Source organism: Streptomyces tubercidicus (genome assembly GCF_027497495.1).
GTDB lineage: Bacteria > Actinomycetota > Actinomycetes > Streptomycetales > Streptomycetaceae > Streptomyces > Streptomyces tubercidicus.
This window is the reverse complement of record NZ_CP114205.1, coordinates 1,657,143-1,672,567: the sequence shown is the minus strand read 5'-3', so window position 1 is coordinate 1,672,567 and position 15,425 is coordinate 1,657,143. Positions and strand designations below refer to the sequence as shown.

Below are 15,425 nucleotides of genomic sequence, written 5' to 3'. Positions count from 1 at the left end.
GTACACCCTGTGAGACCTCCCGAGTGCTGATCTGTCGCGCGCCGCGCCTGTGCGCCGCGCTGCTTTTTGCTGCGGACTTCTCACTGAAACCGGTGTACTTCTGTGCTCAACGACTGGGTCGTCATGCCCACCTGCCTGCCGACCGTTCTCCGCCGTTGCCCCGCGTGCGCGTCCGACCGCTTCCGGGCGAACGGCAAATTCCGCGTCAACGCCCACCACAAGCTCCTCGACGCCTGGCTCCTCGTGCTCTGCACCGCTTGCGGGGACACGGCAAAGCTCACGGTCCTGGAGCGGATGAACGTGCGCTCCATACGACCTGAGCTGCTGGACCGGATGCATGACAACGACCCTGACCTGGCCGCCGAGTTGCTCCAGGATCCGCTCGTCCGGCGCCGTAATCGCATCGCCCTCGACTGGGACAACGCCTGGCGCCTCGACACCGGCGGATCGGATCACCTGGACTGTGAGGTGATGGACGTCTCGGTCCGCTTCGCGGCGCGGATCCCTGTCCGGCCGGTGCGACTGATCGCTGAAGGGTGCGGCCTTTCGCGGGCCGAGGTCGAGAGACTGATCACGGAGGGCAAACTCGTTTCGGCAGTCCGGCTGAGCGGCAAGCTCTCCGATGACTTCACCTTCACGCTCAAGCGCTGAGCCTTCCTCGGCGCGAGGGGCCTGTCCGGCAAGATCTGCCGGACAGGCCCTCGGCATGACTCGCCTGCCGTCCGGTTCAGGCCCGGCAGCGCGCGGGCTTTGATCACAGCCGCGGTGTACGCACGCCGCCTGGGACATGGACTCACACTCCCTGGCGCGCATCGCCTGGCGTCAGCTCCAGCGCTGGTCCAGCGCCCGGTACACCGCCCTGACCAGCCCGGCGTTGCGCGGGTCCTGGCCCGTCGTGCCACCGCCGTACTTGTTCATGGCGTACGCATACGACAGCCGGTTCTCCGGATCGGCGAAGGCGAAGGAGCCGCCCGCGCCACCGTGCCCGAACGCCCGTGGGTTGGGTCCCGCCTGGCCTTGGTGGTTGAGCATGTAGCCGAGGCCCCAGCGGTGCTCGTACCCGGCCGGGGCGAGCGCATCGATCGTCAGATCACGCTCGCCCGGCAGGCTCTGCGACCGCCGCATCGCCTCCAGGGTGCCGCGCCCGACGAGCCTGCCGCCCGCCAGCGCGTCGTACACCGTCGCCAGCCCGTGCGCACCGGCATGCGCATTGCCCGCCGGGATCTCGGCGGACCGGTAGGCGGCACTGTTGACGTCGCCGGTGGGGATATACGTCAGCGCCAGCATCACGATGGCCAGCGGATGGTCGGCGAGCGACCGGAATGGCGGCTTCGGCACCCCGGGGAACTGCTCGGCGATCCGCGCCTCGTCCAGCTGCCCGACCATGTCGGCACAGCGGGCGTGCTCCTCGGCGGGGGTGCCGATGAACACCCGCGCTCCCAGCGACCCGGTGATCTCGCTCTGCAGGAACGCGCCGAGGGACTGCCCGGTGATCCGCCGTACGACCTCGCCCACGAGGTATCCGAAGGTCACCGCGTGATAGCCCTGCGCGGTGCCCGGCTCCCACCACGGTGGGGTGGCTGCCAGGACGGCACACACCCGGTCCCAGTCATAGGCGTGCCCGGCGGGCAGCGGCTCACGGGGTGCGATCAGTCCGGCTCGGTGGCTCAGCAGCCAGCGCACCGGTATGTCCTCCTTGCCGGCCTGCCCGAACTCCGGCCAGTACCGGCTCACCGGCGCATCCAGGTCCAACTCCCCCCGATCCACGAGGAGATGGGCGCACAGCGCGGTCATCCCCTTGGACGTCGAGTAGACATTGACCAGCGTGTCGCGCTCCCAGGGACGGGTCCCGGCCGCATCCGCGTGGCCGCCCCACAGATCCACCACCGCCTCGCCGTCCAGCATCACCGTGACCGCCGCACCGACCTCACCGTGCTCCCTGAAGTTCCGCTCGAACGCCTCCCGTACGCCGACGAATTCCGGTGCGCAGTAGCCGTTCACGGTGGCTGGTTCCACGGTGGCTCTCCTCACGTCGTCCCGGTGCGGTCAACCCGTCCCTCCGTACTTGCGTACGTACGGCGTTCCGTACGGATGATCCGTCCAGCTCGATGCCCGTAGCAACCATGTGCGTCCGGACGGCTCAGCGGCGCGTGTCCGCCGTCGCCGAGGGCGCCCGACCGCCTTTCGGCCGGGCAGGGGGCCGGGCTCCCGGTTGGGCGTGGCGGCCGCTGCGTCCGACACGTTTCGGCAGGTCAGCGGCAGGTGCGTGGCGAGTCCGTGCACGACTGGCGATGGGCGGGGCCGCGTACGGACTGTGCGGGGGAGGAGCGGGACGAACGGGCCTCGGGGGTCTCCGGGGGCCTTTGGGGGCTTCGGGAGAGGCGGGCGCATGGCTGGATTTGGCCGCGCCGGGGGAGCGAGGGGCCGCCTGGATCCTGGCCATGGTCGTCATGACGGGGGCCAGGACCGGGACCGGGGTGGGCGCAGGACGAGGTCGGGGTAGGGCTGGGGCCAGGATCGGGACGGGGGCCAGGCTCAGCGGTTAGGGCCAGGGCCAGGGCGGGGGCAGGGCCGGGATCTCGGGCAGGGACAGGATCCGGGGCCAGGGCCAGGGCCAGGATCGGGACGGGCCAGGCACAGCCGTCAGGGCCACGGCCACGACCGGGGCAGGACCAGGACCGGGGCGGAAGGGGACCAGGGCCGGTGCCAGGGTCAGGATCGGGGCCAGGGGCCACGACCGGGACCGGGCGCAGGAGAGGGCTGGCGGGGGCGGGGGCGGGGAGCTGGAAGGTGATGGGGAGTGTGCCCGATGGCGGCGGCGACGGCGCGAGCGGGGCAGCAACGGGCACGCATTTCCGCCCCCCGCCCGGCGATCTCCTCCCACCGCCACCGATGAATCGGCAAGCCGGGCGCGGTCTACCTCATCGACCGCACAGGCCACACCCCGGAGGACGCCATGTCTGCCACTTCACCCGACGCCCCCGCCCCCGTTCCCAACCCCGCCGCCGTCCAGCCGGTGATCGTTACCCCTGATCTCGACCGGTTGCACGCCTTCTATCGTGAGCTGGTCGGGGCCGAGGAGTTCACCCGGGTGCCCGAGGAGGGGCCGGTCTTCTTCGTTGGGCTGCGGATTGGTGGTTCGGAGCTGGTCCTTGTGACGGACCCGAACGTCGAGACCGGCGCGCCGACCCGGATCGCGATCAGCATCGCCGTGGAGGACGTCGATGTACTCCTGGACCGGGTCGAGTCGCTCGGCGGAACGGTGCAGGGCCCGGCCAACGACATGCCCTGGGGCCAGCGGGTCGCCCATATCCAGGACCCGGACGGCAACGCGCTCAACCTCACCCAGCCGCTCTGACCGGCCAGCAGCCGGTCCGGAGGGGCAGCGGCCGGTTCCGTCTCCGCGCCGGGTCCGCTGGGTCCGCCGGGTCCGCCGGGTCCGCGGGGTCCGCCGGGGCCGCCCGGTCCGCCGGGACGGGACCGGCCATCGCCCTCCCCGCTCAGTTCTGGTTTCTCTCCAATGCGTTGACGTAGGCGTCCATGAAGTGGTCCCGGACCCCGTCGGAGGCGGGGGCGAGGAGATCGGCGGTGAGGCCCTGGGCGCGGTCGAGCAGGCCGCTGAGCAGGGGCATGGTGTGGTGGATGGCGCCCTGCGCGTCGATGTAGCGCAGGGCGGAGACATGGTGGAAGGCCGGCTCCGGGGGGAGTTGCGGCACGATGTCGTTGTTGTTGACGAAGCGGTACATGCGGTCGGAGAAGGCCGTGTTGAACTCCTTGGACAGCTGCCGGTCGCAGGTGCGTGGCTGGCCGAAGGTGTAGACGCCGTTGGCCGTCACATGCGGTTCCTCGAAATGCAGCCGCGCGCCGGCCAGCATCGCCAGCGCCCCGCCGAGGCTGTGGCCGGTGAACCACACCGTCTGGCGGTTGTCGCGGAACGCGTCGATGGCGGCGCGGACCTGTGGCCAGACGGACTCCAGCGCCTCGCCGAAGCCGTAGTGGATATAGCCCTTGCCGCCGGGGCCCGGCCACGGCGGTGTGGTGGCGTCGGACAGCCAGTCGCGCAGTTTCACCGGCTCCGTCCCCCGGAAGCTGGTGATGATCATGCTGTGCCCGCCAAGGGTGTACGCCTGGGTGTCCTCCAGGGGGAACGGCGGGCGGAACGTGGTGTGGTGATGGCGCACCCGGTCGAAGCCCCATTCCCGGGCGGTGGCTTCGATGGTCTGCTCGTCCTTGTAGGCGAGTTCGGAGGCGCGCGCCATACAGAGCGCATGGCGGACGGTGTAGGCGGTGGCTTTCTGGTCGATCGTGGCGCTGGTCAACGAGGGCTCCTCTGGCTGGGGTCGACGATGGCTGCTGCGAGGGCCGAACGCTGCGCATGAGGAATCTTCGATCACAGACCGCTCGCACTGACTACACAGCGTAATCCCCCGATCGGGTCCCTGCGGTTGCCGTCCGTTCAAACCACTCGTTCGTGCCTCCGGTCGCACACACCCGGCCGCCGGGCGAGCCTGGAAGCGTTCAGCCCCCGGAGGAAGGTCCACAGAGGAAGGCCCCATAGTGAACAGCGCGAAACAGGCGTCACACGCGGAACATGTATCGGCCGAGGTGATGGTGGAGCTGGAGAGCTGTGCGACCCAGGACGCGCACGCCGTCTTCAGCGCGCTGCGCACCTCCTTCAGCTCCGACCGGGCGGCGGACGATGTGCCCGAGGAGGTGGCCGGGGCGGGTTCGACCGTGTGGACCTCGACCTTCGATGTGAGTGAGCGCAAGGCCGCGGCCGAGCCCCGCCGGCTGACCGCGCCCGTCCTGGTCAGCCTCCAGGGCGGCTACTGGGCGGTCGATCAGCTGTGCAAGGGCCTGGAGTCCGCGTTCGCCGTCCACGTCCTCGGGACGGCCGCCGGTGATCAGGAGAAGGAAGTCGAGCTACGGCTGGAGACCCGTTAGCGCGTCGCCCGTACTCCTGTTACTGGCACGCGCGTTGACCGTGGGCCGGCGGGCCTCGCCGCGCTGTCGCGGCGGCTCCCCTAACCCAAGATCAGTTGCGCAACCCGCCATACGGGGTCACCATGACAAATGACCCATACGTGATTAATGCTCACTCTTCGTGATTCGGGGTTCGTTGGTCCAACGAGGTGAAGGGCGTGAGCCTCGCGGTGAGGAGCCACGACATGACACTTCCCGGCGACCGGCACTACACGGTCGAACTGCATGCTTCGGCGGAGCGTGTGCCGCAGATCCGGCGGATTCTGGCTGCGCATCTGCGGTACTGGGATCTTGAGCTGCATATCGCGCCCGTGTGCCGGGGAGTGGCGGAACTCCTGACCAACGTCCATCGCCATATCGGCCCGGACGCCCCGTGTGTCGTCGAACTCCGCTGGACCGGCCGTCACCTCACGGCCTCCGTCGCCGATCAGGGGCCACGGCTGCCGAAACTGCTCAGTGCGGGCGGTGGCGGGCTCTCCACGGTGGCGGCGCTGAGTGACAGTTGGGGAACCTGTGGCACCCCGGACGGCAAGGTCATCTGGTTCACCCGCCGGGTCGAGGCGGCCCGTAAGACGCCGCTGACCAGCCGCACCCCGCTGCGCAGCGTGCCCGACGCGAAGGGTCAGCCGGCGGTGCCCCCGGCCGTACCGGTCGAGCCGCTCGTCGAGCCCGTGCGGGAGGAGGCCGCCGCGACCGCAGCCGAGGCCACTCCGGCGGCTTCCTCCGCGATGTCCATGGCCTGACACGCCGTCAACGAAGTGGCGAGGCGCTGACGCGCACCCCGGCCGCGCCTCGCCGACCGGCCGAAATGCGCCTGCGGGTGCGGGGATACCGGCAACGGCCCGCCGTCGCGGTTACGATCGCGCCATGGCAACGGTCAGGTCGGCCAGCAGCGGGATGCGGAGCCGCGGTTCAGCGGTTCCGTTTCGTGTGCTGTGGCTGGCCGCCTTGCTGTTCAGCGTGCTGGTCGCCCACGGGGCGCGGGCGGAGACCGCCGAGGGCCACCTGGTGAACGCCATGCCGGCCGCGGCGTCCGCCGCCACGGAGTCCGGCGCCTGGCTCGCCCCCGAACACAGCGGCCACTCCGGGCAGCCGGAGCACCCCGGGCACCACTCCGACGAGCTGTGTGTGTCGGGCCAGCCCCAGCAGGGCGCGGCGATGGCGTTGCCGTGCCCGACTCCTGCGGCGGACTCCTCCCGGCATCCGTGGGCGCAGAGCCGTTCGGGGACGTCCGCGGGTGCTCGTGCCGCCGCCCTGCCACCGTTGCGCAACGTAACGGGCTCCGTGGTGCAGCAGGTCTAGATTCCGGCCGGGTTCCAGCCGATTCCGGACGATTCCGGATCGATCCCCTGCCGATGCCGTCTGCCCGTCTGCCCGTCTGCCGTGTGTGTTCTGCTCCGGCGCGGCGGCAGTCTCACGGAGGCCCTGTGCCCGTCCGCGTTCCGTTGTGCCTTCCGTTCCGTCTTCTCCCTGGTGGTGCCCGCTTCCTGAAGGATGCCCGCGAGCCGGGGGACGCCCGCTTAGGCCGCCGCCGGTTCGCCGTCCTGCTGCTCCTGGTTGCCGGACTGCTGTCCGTGGTGCTCCCGTGTGCCGATGGCGCCGACGGCCACCACGACGCGCCGGTACCAGCGGCGGTCTCGTCGGTCCGGTCCGCCCCTGTGGCCGCTGCCTCCGTTGCCGCCATGCCTGTGGCCGGCGCCCCCGTTGCCGCCGCCCCCGCCCAGGCAGCCGACGGGGCGGACGCCGGGCACCATCACGCCGCGTGTGTGCCGGGCCCGTCCGGTCATCTCCCGCAGGGGCGGCCGGCCGCGGGGGCGGAGGGGGCCGCGGTGCCCGCCGTCCTCGCGGGGGCCGTACGCCCCGCGGCCGCCCGGCGTCCGGCCGCGGGGAGCGGGGGCGGGTGGCACAGACCGGTCCGCAGCGGGCGGACCACCCTCGCCGCCCTGTGCCGGTGCCGGATATAGGAGCCCGCCGTCGCGTCCGGCCACCCCGGCCGGCCGCGAGTTGAGCGCCCCTGTATCCATCCACCGAACGAGAGCGAATCCATGCACTCTCTCCCCACGGCGGCCCGCTCCGTCTCTCCCGCTGTCCCCGCCTCCTCCGCGTCTCCCGCATTCCCCGCCTCCCCGGCCTCGCCCGTAGTTCCCTCCTCCGCGCCGCCCGGCCCAGCACACGCCTCCGGCATCCCTGGTCTGGTCGGCAACACCCCCGTTCTGCACATCTCCGAGCCGCTTACCCCGCCCGGCCGCGGCTTCTGGGCCAAGCTCGAAGGACGTAACCCGGGCGGCATCAAGGACCGGCCCGGACTTCATATGGTCGAACGGGCCCGCGCCCGTGGTGAGTTGCAGCCCGGCGCCCGGATCATCGAATCCACCAGCGGCACCCTCGGCCTCGGGCTGGCGCTCGCCGGAATGGTCTACGGCCACCCCGTCAGCCTGGTCACCGACCCCGGCCTGGAGTCGTCGATGACCCGGCTGCTGACCGCGTACGGCGCACAGGTCGAGATCGTCGCCGAGCCGCACCCCAGCGGCGGCTGGCAGCAGGCCCGCCGCGACCGGGTGCGCGGACTGCTCGCGGCGCACCCCGGCTCGTGGTGCCCGGACCAGTACAACAACCCCGACAACACCACCGCCTATCTCCCGCTGGCGCTCGAACTCGCCTCCCAGCTGGGCCATATCGACGTCCTGGTGTGCAGTGTGGGGACCGGCGGGCACTCCGCGGGGGTCTCCCGGGTGCTGCGCCAGCTCTACCCGCAGCTGCGGCTGGTCGGCGTCGACACCATCGGCTCGACCATCTTCGGCCAGCCCGCCCGTCCCCGGCTGATGCGCGGGCTCGGTTCGAGCATCTACCCGCGCAATGTCGCCTACGAGCAGTTCAGCGAGGTGCACTGGGTGGCGCCCGCCGAAGCGGTCTGGGCCTGCCGCACGCTGGCGTCCTCGCACTACGCCACCGGCGGCTGGAGCGTCGGCGCGGTCGCGCTGGTGGCCGGCTGGCTGAGCCGCACCGAACCAGCCGGCACCCGTATCACGGCCGTCTTCCCCGACGGGCCGCAGCGCTATCTGAGCACCGTCTACGACGACCAGTACTGCGCCGACCACCACTTGCTCGACGCCCCGCCCGCCGACGGACCGGAGACCCTGAGCCGGCTGGGGGAGCGGGAGGTCACCGTCTGGAGCCGGTGCGCACAGGTCCTCGATCCGCTCGGCGCGTCCGGCGCGGCGGGGCGTCCCGGCGAGGCGGCCGTCCAGGGTGCGGGGGAGGCCCGGTGACCGGCATGCTCACCCAGTTCCGTTCCTACGAGCGCAGCGCCCGCCTGTTGATGGTCAATCAGTTCACCATCAACCTCGGCTTCTACATGCTGATGCCGTATCTGGCCGCGCATCTGTCCGGGACGCTGGGCCTGGCGGGCTGGCTGGTCGGGCTGGTCCTGGGGGTCCGTAACTTCAGCCAGCAGGGGATGTTCCTGGTCGGCGGCGCGCTGGCCGACCGCTTCGGCTACAAGCCGCTGATCGTGACCGGTTGTGTGCTGCGGACGCTCGGGTTCGCGACGCTCGGGCTGGTGGACTCGCTGTCCGCGCTGCTGGCGGCTTCCGCGGCCACCGGACTGGCCGGTGCGCTGTTCAACCCGGCGGTCCGGGCCTATCTGGCCGCTGCGGCGGGCGACCGGCGGCTGGAGGCGTTTGCGCTGTTCAACGTCTTCTACCAGGCGGGCATCCTGCTCGGCCCGCTGGTGGGGATGGTGCTCACCGGCGTCAACTTCCGGGTCACCTGCCTGGTTTCGGCCGGGATCTTCGCGCTGCTGAGCATCGTGCAGATCCGTGCGCTGCCGGCCCGTGGTGACGAATCCGCGCCCGACGGGGCCGCAGCTGACGAGTCCACGTCCGACGGGGCCGCACCCGACGACGGTGGCCGTCGGCGGGCCGGTCTGCTGTCCCTGTGGCGGAGCGTGCTGGGCAACCGTCCGTTCCTGCTGTTCTCCGGAGCCATGATCGGCTCGTATGTGCTGTCGTTCCAGGTCTATCTGGCGCTGCCGCTGGAGGTACGGCGGCTGGGCGGCGAGGGGGAGTTCGGCACCGCGGCGGTGGCCGGGATGTTCGCAGTGTCCGGGCTGAGCACCATCCTGTGCCAGACCAGGGTGACCCGCTGGTGCAAGGCCCGGATGACCGCGGGCCGCGCGCTCGCCCGGGGCCTGCTGACCATGGGGCTGGCCTTCGTCCCGCTGCTGGCCGCCACGGCGCTGCCGGTGCCGGCCGGGGGGCTCGGTCGCTGGGCCCTCGCGGCCGTCCCGCCGGCGCTCTGTGCGCTGCTGCTCGCCCTCGGCACGATGATCACCTACCCGTTCGAGATGGACACCATCGTCCGGCTGTCCGGGAACCGCCTGGTCGCCACCCACTACGGGCTCTACAACACCATCTGCGGCATCGGCATCACCCTCGGGAATCTGCTCACCGGCGCCGCACTGGACGCCTCCCGGTCCGCCGGACTGCCCGCCCTGCCCTGGATCGCCCTCCCGGCCCTGGGCCTGGCGTGCAGTGCCGCGCTCCACGGACTGCACCGCACGGGCCGGCTGGCCCCGTCGTCCGCCAAGCTGGAGGCGGCGATGGGCTGAGCGAGCCGGTGGCCATCCCGTCCACAGGAGGGATGGCCACCTCCCGGCCCACCGCCGGATCCGGACGGTTGAGCCGGTCATCGCCGGTGAGCCGTCACCAGCCACGCCGCGCTGCCGAGCGTGACGCCGTCGGGGCCCTGGTGTTCGGCCAGCGCTTCCCGCAACGCGGTCACTGTCTTGGCCCGCGCTTCCGCACTTGCCTCGGCGAGCATCGCACGCGACCCCGGCATGCCGAGCTGGTAGGCCACAACGTCGTCCGGATCGGGCCCCATCCACATCGGCTCGTCGACGGCGCTGATCGTGATCTCGTCGAATCCGGTGCTGTCCAGCAGCTTCTTGATCCGGTCGGCGTCGGCGAGCGAGAACGGGCCCGGGGCGCCTGGCGCCGCAAGCTCCGGCAGTTGTACATACGGGGCGATGGCGCCCATCGGCACGGTCAGATAGGCGTTGTCCCGCACGCTCCGCCAGCACAGGAACGCCAGCTGTCCGCCCGGATGCAGCGCTCGGGCGATATTTTCGAACGCCGCCTCCGGATCGGCGAAGAACATCACCCCGAAACGACTGATCGCGACGTCGAAGGCGCCTTCCTCGAAGCGATGGACCTGTGCGTCCCCTCGTTCGAAGGAGACCTGCGGCAGCCCGGCTTCAGCGGCGCGCTTCCGGGCTTCGTCCAGCATCGGCGCCGACACATCGACGCCGAGCACCGATCCCTCGGCTGCGGTCCGCGCCACCTCCAGGCTCGTACCGCCGCTGCCGCATCCGATGTCCAGCACCCGGCTGTCCGCCTGGATCCCGGCCGCCGCAATTAAGTGCGGAGTGAGCCGGAGATACCTCGCCTCCTGCCTTTCCCGCTGCTGGACCCAGAATCGTCCGTCGTCCCCGTTCCAGGTCCCGGCCTGTTCGGCGTTGCCCGCCGCGATCTCGTCGGGCAGCGGTGTCCCGCCGTCCCCGGCCACACCCTGCTCGCTACCCTGCCCCATTGTTCCCCTTTGTTCGAAATGCCCACAGGTGGCCGTACGGCATTCCCGACCAGGGAGTTCGCCGCCCGTACGGCGATGTGTCACACCTGGGACACCCCCTCTTCCCTGGCACTCGTTCCTCTTGGAACACTCTGCTGACCGTGGTTTCGCACCACTCCTCACACAACCGAACATCGCCACCCGTTATTTCGCCAACTCCCCCACACGCAAAGAGGTTCCCCACCCCATGTCTGAATTGAATCGGCGGCGTTTCCTCCAGATCGCCGGAGCCACCGCGGGCGCCTCGGCCCTGTCGAGCAGCATCGCCCGTGCCGCAGCCATCCCCGCCAAGCGTCGCTCCGGATCCATCAAGGACATCGAGCACGTCGTCGTGCTGATGCAGGAGAACCGTTCCTTCGACCACTACTTCGGCTCGATGAAGGGCGTACGCGGCTTCGGTGACCCGCGTCCGCTGATCCTTGAGAGCGGGAAGTCCGTCTGGCACCAGCCGGACGGCGACAAGGAGGTGCTGCCCTACCACCCGGACGCCGAGAACCTCGGCATGCAGTTCATCGAGGGTCTCGACCACGAGTGGGCGGGCGGCCACAAGGCCCGCAACAAGGGCAAGTACGACAACTGGATACCTGCCAAGACCGCCGGGACGATGGCGCATCTGACGCGCAAGGACATCCCGTTCCACTACGCGCTCGCCGACGCGTTCACCATCTGCGACTCGTACCACTGCTCGTTCATCGGGGCGACCGACCCCAACCGCTACTACATGTACACGGGCCACGTCGGCAACGACGGTTCGGGCGGCGGCCCGGTCCTCGGCAACGAGGAGCTCGGGTACAGCTGGACGACGTACCCGGAGCGGCTGGAGAAGGCCGGGATCTCCTGGAAGTTCTACCAGGACATCGGTGACGGCCTGGACGCGAACGGCAAGTGGGGCTGGATCGAGGACGCCTACCGCGGCAACTACGGCGACAACTCGCTGCTGTTCTTCAACCAGTACCGTGACGCCAAGCCCGGCGACCCGCTCTACGACAAGGCCCGCACCGGCACCAACGCCAAGGCGGGCGACGGCTACTTCGACCGGCTCAGGGCCGATGTGAAGGCCGACAAGCTGCCCCAGGTCTCCTGGATCGCCGCCCCCGAGGCCTTCTCCGAGCACCCCAACTGGCCCGCGAACTACGGCGCCTGGTACGTCTCCCAGGTGCTGGACGCGCTCACCTCCAACCCCGAGGTGTGGAGCAAGACCGCCCTGCTCATCACCTACGACGAGAACGACGGCTACTTCGACCACGTGGCCCCGCCCTTCCCGCCGGCCTCCGCCGACGAGGGCAAGTCCACCGTGGACACCTCGCTCGACAGCTTCGGCGGCAACGCCAAGTACGAGGCCGGTCCCTACGGTCTCGGCCAGCGCGTCCCGATGATCGTCGTCTCCCCCTGGAGCACCGGCGGCTACGTCAATTCCGAGGTCTTCGACCACACCTCGATCATCCAGTTCCTGGAGCGCCGCTTCGGTGTCCACGAGCCCAACATCTCGCCCTGGCGCCGCGCCATCTGCGGCGACCTGACCTCGGCCTTCGACTTCCGCCTGGAGGACACCAAGCCGGCCGCGCTCCCCGCCACCGACGGCTACCAGCCGCCGGACAAGGAGCGGCACGACAGCTATGTGCCGAAGCCGCCGGCCAACCCGGTGCTGCCCAAGCAGGAGCCGGGCTCCCGTCCCGCCCGCCCGCTGCCGTACGCCCCGCTCGTCGACGGGTCCGCGGCCCCGTCCACCGGCCGCTTCACCCTCACCTTCAAGAGCGGCGACAAGGCCGGCGCCTGCTTCACCGTCACCGGTGGCAACCGCACCGACGGCCCCTGGACGTACACCACGGAGGCCGGCAAGACGATCTCCGACACCTGGAACACCGCCTACTCCAAGGACGCCTACGACCTCACCGTCTACGGGCCGAACGGTTTCCTGCGCACCTTCAAGGGGGACGGCAAGAAGACCGGACCCGAGGTGACCGCCCGCCATGAGGCGAAGAGCGGCAGCGTCGAACTCACCCTGACCAACCCCGGCAAGACCGACTGCCACCTCACCGTCACCCAGTCCTACGGCGGCGCCGCCGAGACCTACCCGGTCCGTGCGGGCGCCACCGTCAAGAAGTCGTTCGACCTGCGTGCCAGCAAGCGCTGGTACGACCTGTCGGTCACCTGTGACTCGGACCCCGGCTTCCTGCGCCGGTTCGCCGGCCATGTGGAGAACGGCGAGGCGGGTGTGAGCGACCCGGCGATCATCACGGGCTGAGGTACCACGGCCCTCACCACGACGCTCATACCGCCGGGCCGCCGGCGGAGAACGGGGCGCCCGCCGCAGCAGGCGGGCGCCCCGTCCTGCGTGAACGGCCCGGCGGGTGCGCCGGTTTGCCCTGGAGTGCGCTCCAGCTCCTAGCGTGGGCGCACGACCTACAGCAGTCGCTGAACGAAGGGAACCTCGTGCGCTACACACTGTTCGGCAGGACCGGTCTGCGGGTGAGCGAGCTGAGCCTGGGCGCCATGACCATCGGCGAGGACTGGGGCTGGGGCGCCGCCAAGGACACCAGCGGCCGGATCCTGGACCTCTACGCCGACGCGGGCGGCAACTTCATCGACACCGCCAACAACTACACCGACGGCGCCTCGGAGCGGATCCTCGGTGAACTGCTGGAAGGCCGCCGGGACCGCTTCGTCCTGGCGAGCAAGTACACCTGCGCGACCCGTAAGGGCGATGTGAACGCGGCGGGCAACCACCGCAAGAACCTGGTCCGGTCGGTGGAGGCGAGCCTGGACCGGCTGCGTACCGACCACCTCGATGTGCTCTGGGTGCACGCACGGGACAACTTCACGCCCGTGGAGGAGGTGATGCGGGCGCTCGACGACGTGGTGCGGTCGGGAAAGGTGCTCTACATCGGGGTGTCCGACTGGCCCGCCTGGGAGATCGCGCAGGCCAACACCCTTGCCGAGCTGCGCGGCTGGACCGCTTTCGCCGGCTCGCAGCTGCGCTACAACCTGCTGGAGCGGACGCCGGAGCGGGAACTGCTGCCGCAGGCCCGCGCCTTCGATCTGGCCGTGCTGGCCTGGGCGCCGCTCGCGGCGGGGAAGCTCACCGGCAAGTACCGCCGGGGTGAGACCGGGCGGCTGGACGGCGTGGACGACCGGGTCACCCGGGACCACAACGAGGAGGAGACCATCACCGCGGTGCTGGAGATCGCCGAGCAGGGCGGCTGGAGCCCCGCACAGGTAGCGCTGGCGTGGCTGCGCAGCCGCCCCGGCAACATCATTCCCATCGTCGCCGCCACCAAGGAGAGCCAGCTCCGCGACAATCTCGGCGCCGTGGACCTCACGCTGGACGCCGAGTCGCTGGACCGGCTCGACCGGACCAGCGCGGTCTCGCTGGGCTTCCCGCACGACTTCCTGCGGGATCCGGGCATCATCGAGAACGTCTACGGCGACCGCTGGGCCGCGATCGAGGACCGGCGCTCCACCCATCGCCGTACGGCGAGCGAGATCCGCTGACCTACGCAGGACGCCGCCGCCCGCATGTCCGGGCGGCGGCGTCCGTTGCTGTCGGCGGAGCGCTCAGCGGGTCAGTTCAGCGCGCTGCGCTGCTTCCACTGGTCCCAGTTCTCCTGCCAGACCTCCAGGCCGTTGCCGACGTCGGTCTTGTTGGTGTTGGTGGTGCCCTTCACCTCGACCGTGGAGCCGATCGTGAGGAAGTCGTAGGCCCTCTTGGCGTCCGAGGTGGTCATGCCGAAGCAGCCGTGGCTGTTGTTCTCCACGCCGACCGACTTGTTCCACGGGGCGGAGTGCAGGAAGGTCCCGGACGCGGTGAGGTGGGTGACCCACTTGGAGTCCAGCATCCACTCGCTGCCGTGGCCGATGGTCGCGGAGTCCATCGTCTCGGCCGCGTTCTTGCTGCGTACGGTGTGCACCCCGCCGCGCGTCGGGTCCTGCGGGGAGCCGGCGGAGCCGCGGATGCTGCCGACGTTCTTGCCGTTCTCGTACATCGTCATGGTGTGCGAGGGGACGTCGATGACGGCCTTGTGGTCGGCGCCGATGCGGAAGCCGAAGTTGTAGTCCCGGGCGAACCAGCCGCCGTCACCGGAGTTGATACCGGACAGCGCGCCCTTCACGGAGACCTTGGTGCCGGACGGCCAGTAGTCCTTGGGCCGCCAGTCGATGCGGTCCTTGCCGGAGTAGTCCTTGACCCAGCCCCAGGAGCCCTCGACCTTCGGCTGGGTGGTGACCTTCAGCGCCCTCTCGATGTCGGCCTGCCGGTCCTTGGATATCGGGTTGTCGAAGAGGATCGAGACCGGCATTCCGGTGCCCACGGTCGCCCCGCCGGACGGGGTGTTGGTGAGCTTGTTGACCTTGCCGGCCTTCTCCGTGGTGAACTTCGAGGTGGCCGAGGACTCCTTGCCCCCGTCGGACTTGGCCTTCGTCCGCACGGTGTAGGTGGTGTCCGGCATGACCTTGCCGTCCGACTTCCATGACGCGCCGTCACCGGTCAGCTGTCCGGAGACCTTGCCGCCCTTGTCGTTCGCGACCTCGACCGAGGTGAGCTTGCCGCCCTCGGCCCGTATGGATATGTCCGAGCCGAGCTTGGCCGGGGTGCTCCCGGCGGTCGGGGTGACGGTCACCTTGGTCGCCGGCTGGTCCGCCTTCGACGCGCCACCGGGCCCGCACGCGGTCAGCAGCGCGGCTGCCGCGGTCAGGGCGGGTAGCAACCGAGCGGAGTGGCGGCGTGGTCCGGCGTGCACGGGGATCCCTCCAAAGCAGAACAACTGTCAGTGGCGGGGCCCGGCCCCGTGAGGGGGTCGCCGTCAGGGGTCGCCGAT

At 70.5% G+C, this 15,425-nt stretch carries 14 protein-coding genes; 9 read left to right on the top strand and 5 right to left on the bottom strand.

All coding sequences use genetic code 11. The features are described 5' to 3' along the window. The first annotated feature begins 102 nt into the window (after positions 1–102). On the top strand, positions 103–651 hold the full coding sequence (locus STRTU_RS07185) for a DUF1062 domain-containing protein (protein ID WP_159742777.1): 549 nt from the start codon (positions 103–105) through the stop codon (positions 649–651). 171 nt (positions 652–822) lie between these two features. Here STRTU_RS07185 and STRTU_RS07180 read toward each other — a convergent pair whose 3' ends face one another. Continuing rightward, on the bottom strand, positions 823–2,016 hold the full coding sequence (locus tag STRTU_RS07180) for a serine hydrolase domain-containing protein (protein ID WP_159742776.1): 1,194 nt from the start codon (positions 2,014–2,016) through the stop codon (positions 823–825). 940 nt (positions 2,017–2,956) lie between these two features. On the opposite strand from STRTU_RS07180, the gene STRTU_RS07175 reads away from it, so the two are divergent. Then, positions 2,957–3,358 carry a VOC family protein gene (locus tag STRTU_RS07175; RefSeq protein ID WP_159742775.1) on the top strand — a complete coding sequence of 134 codons (402 nt, stop codon included), beginning with the start codon at positions 2,957–2,959 and terminating at the stop codon, positions 3,356–3,358. 142 nt (positions 3,359–3,500) lie between these two features. On the opposite strand, the gene STRTU_RS07170 is transcribed toward STRTU_RS07175, so the two are convergent. Next, positions 3,501–4,319, bottom strand: a complete 819-nt coding sequence (locus STRTU_RS07170; RefSeq protein WP_159742774.1) for a lipase family protein — start codon at positions 4,317–4,319, stop codon at positions 3,501–3,503. Between the two features lie 238 nt (positions 4,320–4,557). Here STRTU_RS07170 and STRTU_RS07165 point away from each other — a divergent pair, with 238 nt between their 5' ends. From STRTU_RS07165 to STRTU_RS07155, 3 genes are all read left to right on the top strand, one after another. Next, positions 4,558–4,944 (top strand): hypothetical protein, encoded by a 387-nt coding sequence (locus STRTU_RS07165; protein ID WP_159742773.1) that lies wholly within the window; start codon positions 4,558–4,560, stop codon positions 4,942–4,944. Positions 4,945–5,168: 224 nt separating this feature from the next. Further along, on the top strand, positions 5,169–5,726 hold the full coding sequence (locus tag STRTU_RS07160; protein ID WP_159742772.1) for an ATP-binding protein: 558 nt from the start codon (positions 5,169–5,171) through the stop codon (positions 5,724–5,726). A 124-nt stretch (positions 5,727–5,850) separates the two neighbouring features. Then, a complete protein-coding gene (locus STRTU_RS07155) occupies positions 5,851–6,285 on the top strand; it encodes a hypothetical protein (RefSeq protein WP_159742771.1) in 435 nt (144 codons plus the stop codon). A gap of 218 nt (positions 6,286–6,503) precedes the next feature. Here the strand turns inward: STRTU_RS07155 and STRTU_RS07150 are convergent, their stop codons facing one another. Then, on the bottom strand, positions 6,504–6,770 hold the full coding sequence (locus STRTU_RS07150) for a hypothetical protein (RefSeq protein WP_159742770.1): 267 nt from the start codon (positions 6,768–6,770) through the stop codon (positions 6,504–6,506). A gap of 258 nt (positions 6,771–7,028) precedes the next feature. Between STRTU_RS07150 and STRTU_RS07145 the strand changes: the two genes are divergently transcribed. Together STRTU_RS07145 and STRTU_RS07140 are read left to right on the top strand one after the other, a co-directional pair. Beyond that, a complete protein-coding gene (locus STRTU_RS07145) occupies positions 7,029–8,252 on the top strand; it encodes a PLP-dependent cysteine synthase family protein (RefSeq protein WP_159742769.1) in 1,224 nt (407 codons plus the stop codon). 5 nt (positions 8,253–8,257) lie between these two features. After that, a complete protein-coding gene (locus STRTU_RS07140; RefSeq protein ID WP_159746753.1) occupies positions 8,258–9,592 on the top strand; it encodes an MFS transporter in 1,335 nt (444 codons plus the stop codon). 77 nt (positions 9,593–9,669) lie between these two features. Here STRTU_RS07140 and STRTU_RS07135 read toward each other — a convergent pair whose 3' ends face one another. After that, positions 9,670–10,572: a class I SAM-dependent methyltransferase gene (locus STRTU_RS07135; protein WP_159742768.1), complete on the bottom strand. Its 903-nt coding sequence runs from the start codon at positions 10,570–10,572 to the stop codon at positions 9,670–9,672. A 226-nt stretch (positions 10,573–10,798) separates the two neighbouring features. Here STRTU_RS07135 and STRTU_RS07130 point away from each other — a divergent pair, with 226 nt between their 5' ends. Next, positions 10,799–12,856 carry a phosphocholine-specific phospholipase C gene (locus STRTU_RS07130; RefSeq protein ID WP_159742767.1) on the top strand — a complete coding sequence of 686 codons (2,058 nt, stop codon included), beginning with the start codon at positions 10,799–10,801 and terminating at the stop codon, positions 12,854–12,856. 188 nt (positions 12,857–13,044) lie between these two features. Continuing rightward, on the top strand, positions 13,045–14,103 hold the full coding sequence (locus STRTU_RS07125) for an aldo/keto reductase (protein WP_159742766.1): 1,059 nt from the start codon (positions 13,045–13,047) through the stop codon (positions 14,101–14,103). A gap of 71 nt (positions 14,104–14,174) precedes the next feature. Here STRTU_RS07125 and STRTU_RS07120 read toward each other — a convergent pair whose 3' ends face one another. Then, positions 14,175–15,347, bottom strand: a complete 1,173-nt coding sequence (locus tag STRTU_RS07120; RefSeq protein ID WP_246240190.1) for a L,D-transpeptidase family protein — start codon at positions 15,345–15,347, stop codon at positions 14,175–14,177. Positions 15,348–15,425: the final 78 nt, after the last annotated feature.

Excerpts from the sequence above, each read along its gene's own strand:
- STRTU_RS07140 (WP_159746753.1), top strand. The coding sequence starts at position 8,258 with ATGCTCACCCAGTTCCGTTCCTACGAGCGCAGCGCCCGCCTGTTGATG.
- STRTU_RS07155 (WP_159742771.1), top strand. The coding sequence starts at position 5,851 with ATGGCAACGGTCAGGTCGGCCAGCAGCGGGATGCGGAGCCGCGGTTCA.
- STRTU_RS07150 (WP_159742770.1), bottom strand. The coding sequence starts at position 6,770 with ATGACCGGACGGGCCCGGCACACACGCGGCGTGATGGTGCCCGGCGTC.
- STRTU_RS07175 (WP_159742775.1), top strand. The coding sequence starts at position 2,957 with ATGTCTGCCACTTCACCCGACGCCCCCGCCCCCGTTCCCAACCCCGCC.
- STRTU_RS07130 (WP_159742767.1), top strand. The coding sequence starts at position 10,799 with ATGTCTGAATTGAATCGGCGGCGTTTCCTCCAGATCGCCGGAGCCACC.
- STRTU_RS07160 (WP_159742772.1), top strand. The coding sequence starts at position 5,169 with ATGACACTTCCCGGCGACCGGCACTACACGGTCGAACTGCATGCTTCG.
- STRTU_RS07135 (WP_159742768.1), bottom strand. The coding sequence starts at position 10,572 with ATGGGGCAGGGTAGCGAGCAGGGTGTGGCCGGGGACGGCGGGACACCG.
- STRTU_RS07145 (WP_159742769.1), top strand. The coding sequence starts at position 7,029 with ATGCACTCTCTCCCCACGGCGGCCCGCTCCGTCTCTCCCGCTGTCCCC.